The sequence below is a fragment of the Mucilaginibacter sp. P4_G9 genome, assembly GCF_056400985.1.
This window is the reverse complement of the sequence record NZ_JBFUKF010000389.1, coordinates 1-4663: the sequence shown is the minus strand read 5'-3', so window position 1 is coordinate 4663 and position 4663 is coordinate 1. Positions and strand designations below refer to the sequence as shown.

The 4663-nt window shown below is 37.5% G+C and carries 4 protein-coding genes; all 4 read left to right on the top strand.

Going from position 1 to position 4663, the window contains the following annotated elements; translation table 11 throughout:
* On the top strand, nucleotides 1–440 hold a 440-nt coding region (locus AC1DPZ_RS22290; protein WP_477407584.1), incomplete at its 5' end, for a restriction endonuclease subunit S domain-containing protein.
* A gap of 23 nt (nucleotides 441–463) precedes the next feature.
* The gene (locus AC1DPZ_RS22285; protein WP_477407582.1) at nucleotides 464–2488 is read left to right on the top strand and encodes an AAA family ATPase; all 2025 of its coding nucleotides are present in this window, start codon (nucleotides 464–466) and stop codon (nucleotides 2486–2488) included.
* Nucleotides 2489–2491: 3 nt separating this feature from the next.
* A complete protein-coding gene (locus AC1DPZ_RS22280) occupies nucleotides 2492–3781 on the top strand; it encodes a 5-methylcytosine restriction system specificity protein McrC (RefSeq protein ID WP_477407579.1) in 1290 nt (429 codons plus the stop codon).
* Nucleotides 3782–4461: 680 nt separating this feature from the next.
* Nucleotides 4462–4663 (top strand): hypothetical protein (locus AC1DPZ_RS22275; RefSeq protein ID WP_477407577.1); only part of this gene is annotated, 202 nt, incomplete at its 3' end.

Genomic DNA, 4663 nt, shown 5'->3' with positions numbered 1-4663 from the left:
GCCCAACCCAGTCAACTGGGAGATTAGCTTGTATTACAGAGCAGGTTTCAGAGCGCTTTGAAAATCCTTTGATCTGTTCCAATTTTTGCAAAGCGGTATCCTTAATCTCTGAAGACGTCGTATTCTATTTCACCCATTCTTGGTACAGGGCATATGATAATGGTGTTTTCTTTGGCTTTGAGGGAAAAACAAGCGGAATAAAAAATTTACTCTTTGATAGCTTAGTTTCGCATTATTACATACCATTACCTACCGATAATCTGCTCAAACGGTTTCAAGAAAAAATTTCAGTATTTGAAAAACAGAAACAAGTCAATCTAAAACAGAATAAGGAGTTGGTATCATTACGTGATTGGCTTTTACCAATGTTAATGAATGGTCAGGTTAAAGTCGAAAGTATGCCGAAAACCCAAAATGAAATTCTAATAAAGCAGCAGTAGTTCAAACATAATTAAAATAAAATATGAACTATTGGATAGTATCTCCGAATGTATCGAATCAAAAAGCAGAAGAAGATGCYTGGAAGAAGGCTATTCAAACGCATGGCGTTGCCATCATGGGATGGGATTCAGATCATCATTTAGGACAGATGTTTATCAACAAGATACAACTTGGAGACATTATATTAATTGCTCAGGGCGCTAACTGGCAAAAAAAAATATTTTTAGCTGGAAAGGTCTGCTCAAAAGCATTCGAACAGCATTTGCCCGACACACCTAGAACCGCCTGGTACCGGAATTTGAAAGGTGTTGTTAAAAAGAAGGAACTGGAACGTTTAAATTTAGACTTTAATGGCGCAGCCTATGGAGAATCTAATCAGCCGAGCGCAATCTATCAGTTAAAACCCCAAAACAACGCAAGTGATAAAATAATAGCAGCCAAACTTATGGAAAAGGTAGATGAAGCAATTTTAAAAGCAGATAGGTCGCATTTATTAGATGTATTGCGTTATAAAAAGCAAATTATTCTACAGGGGCCTCCTGGTACCGGCAAAACAAAGTTAGCGGAGGAGCTTGCCGCTGACTTAATTGAGACAAGGTCAATACTTTCGGCTAAACCTGCCACAATAACAAACGACGATATAAAAAAGTATGTACATGAAGGGGCCGCTCTTCCAAGTGTTACTGGGCGAGCAATTTATACTGTTAAGGAGGTTAAGGCGTCAAATATTGTACTATCTAATGAGGAAAAAAAAGATGCCTCACCGTCCTTTACTAAGATCATATTCTTTTACAAAGACAAAAATTGGGATAACGGATTGCAGAGGAATGGTTTTGATCCGTATGAAGCAGCCATTGCCAAATATATTTACGAAAAAATTGAACCAGTGCAAGCTTCTATTGATTTAGGCAGCTCAGAACAATTTAAGTTAATACAATTTCATCCGAGTTATAGTTACGAAGATTTTGTAAGAGGTATTGTTGCAAAACCCAATCTCGATGGGGATGGTATATTATACGATGCAGAAGATAAAGTACTAGGATGCTTTGCAAAGCTAGCTTTAGAAAATTACCAAATTAGTCGCGGAGGTAATGAGAAGTCAACACAACTTCTTCAGGCAAAAACAACTTTACAAAAATTTGTTGACCATGTACAGGACGAATTAGATAAAACGCCAGAACGAAAATATCAAATATCTGATGCCGTTTATTTGTTTGACGTTGATGACAAACGTTTTAAATACAAAGGTGACAACTGGAAAGCGCATGAAAAGGGCTTAAATATGAAGTTCTCTGAACTGGAAAAAATTATTCAGGCAGGAGTGACTCAAAGATCGGATATTAAAGATCAAAGCAATTTGGAAAGCTTAACAAAACAACATGCCACTTATTTTTTTAATACTCTGGAGAAATATAGAGAATTTGAAAAATTACACTCAACAAAATTCGACCCTCAAGATATTGAGCAACAAATAAAGGAAAAGAACTACGTCCTCATTATTGATGAAATTAATCGAGCCAATCTTTCATCCGTATTAGGCGAGTTGATTTACGCTTTAGAGTACCGGGGTAAGACTGTAGAAAGTATGTACACGGTAGATGGGAGCAACGAATTGATATTGCCACCCAATCTGTACATAATTGGTACAATGAACACAGCTGACCGCAGCGTTGGGCATATTGATTATGCCATACGCAGGCGCTTTGCCTTTATCGATATATTACCAAAAGATCTGGCTATTGCAGGCACAAGCGGTTTTCATTCTGATCTGTTTAAACAAGTAAGTGCCTTGTTTATTAGTAACTACTACGAATATATAACAGATAGTAATATTCAATTACAAAGGGCAGATACGCTATCTCCGGAATTTGACCCAAAAGATGTTTGGCTGGGGCACTCCTATTTTATTGATAAAACGGAGGAAGAAGGGGGCACAATACAGATCCGCTTACAATACGAGATAAGGCCGATTTTAAATGAATACGTTAAGGATGGCATTTTGGTTGGAAACGATATTTTGCAAACGATAATGAATTTAAGCGCTTAGGCTATGCATCGGTTATTGTACATATCTGAACAACATCAGCGTAAGCAATTACCGAAGATTTCTGACTATTTAAAGTCTGTTTTAATTGAGGCACCGTACAAAAGATGTTTTCCTTACAAACTCGATTTGCTTTGTTTCGGGGTCTATAATGACGCAGGTACTTTTAGAGTAGATTCAAATTATTTTATCGGCGTTGATTGGTTAGTTCCTAAAAAGGCGGCGATATATGTAGAACCAAAACTAAATGACGAAACTGATGAAGTTGACTTTTTGAAGATGCTTTTGAATAGTTTGGAGGCTCCTGAAAATCTGGAACATCTTGAAGGGCTATACCATGTAGATTACGATCAGCCGTGGATCACAATTCCGGATCAGAAAGACCTGTTGTCCCCCATTCTAATAGTTCAATTTCTAAAATTAACGCAAAGAATAGTAAGGAAGGGTTTAAAGAAGTCTTACTATCGGGTTACCGAAAATCTGAACAGTAGAGTAAAAGGTAAAATATTAGTAGGGCCGCAAATAAAAGAAAACATAGTAAAAAACCGCCTCACAAAAACAATCTGCAACTACCAGGATTATGGAATCAATAGTTATGAAAACCAATTTTTAAAATTGGTTTTAGAATTCGTATCATCTTGGTTAAATACTAACGAACATTTTTTTAACAAACCGCAACGTTCACAACTTTTAAACCTGCTAAAGTATTGCAAACCTGCATTTGCGCAGGTTGATGTTTTAGAAAATAGACACCAAAAGATACAAAGCAGGAAAAATCCGTTTTACAAGGAATATGAAGAAGCTATCAGGATTGGGAATTATATTTTAAAGCGGTTTTCATTTAACATTACCAAAACCAGTAAAACGCAAACCGAGACACCTCCTTTCTGGATAGATATGAGTAAACTTTTTGAATTGTATATTTTTCAGAAGCTTAAAAATATATTTCCTGCCCCCCAAGCAATAACCTATCATGATACATACTGGGGTGGAAAGGAAACCGATATTTTAATTCGGGCCGAAGGTTATCAGTGCGTAGTGGATTGTAAGTATAAGCCACAATATAAAGATAACACGCCTTCACTTGAGGATAAAAGGCAATTAGCGGGATATACGCGTTTGAAAAGTGTCTACGATAAATTATCATTACCCTATGATAAAATAATTAGGGGCGTTATTATTTATTCACACCAGGAATCCTCTCCCGACATTCGGACAGGTGATATTTTTAATGCCGGTATAAAAGAATATGTTGACTTTTATAAACTGGGTATATGTTTGCCTGAAATAGGATAGAAAACCAATTACAGTGAGCATTTTTTGCTTCAAAGACCAATCACGATGTTGTTGTAAAGCCTTAAGCCTACAGTTACCCATAAGTTCGCGTTAGTGATGGAAGTGGATACCGGCCCGCGCCTAATGCCTTGTGCGCGTATGAACGTACAGCACGGCCCGCAGGGAACGCCATGGTTAAAGTCAAAAGTCAAAAGTCAAAAGTCAAAAGTCAAAAATTGAAATTGCGGAGTGTACTTGAACGCGGTAACAAATAAATAAACCTTGAAAAATTCAACAGTCAAAATTATGGAGCATTCTGTTTTTGTAGAGACGCATAATTGCGTCTCCCGCAGGACATTCCCAATTTGCAAGGCGGATTTGCCCGCGTGATTTGCAGGGTGTGATTTGCATGCGGGAGACGCAATTATGCGTCTCTACGTTGGGGATAGATGTGTTGTCACCTTTTTAGCGCACCCGCACTAACTCTTTCTCGCTCTACCAAATGGCATTAGGGGTGATTTTACTTTACCACCACTGCCTGCTCCACCTTCTGTGATTTGCAGTGGAGGATGCCGTTGCTCAATATCTGGGCTAAAAAAGGGATTATACGTTTTAAACACTGATTTGCCAATGTTGTAAAGGCCATCTTTTGTGTTATGTTTGTTTAATCCAATCATTAAACCTCAATCAAGATTAACAAGGTGAAAATTTTAAAATCAACAACCATAGCAATCTGCCTGGCAGTACTGACTAATTCATGCAGCCATAAAAGCGGGACCCAATTAGCGTATAGCGGAACGGTTACATTTAACAACGACAGTACGGTAATAAAAAGTTTATCTCAAAACGGATTTGTTAGTTACACCCATGATGATGAAAAGCTATTGATAGAAGCGGATAATA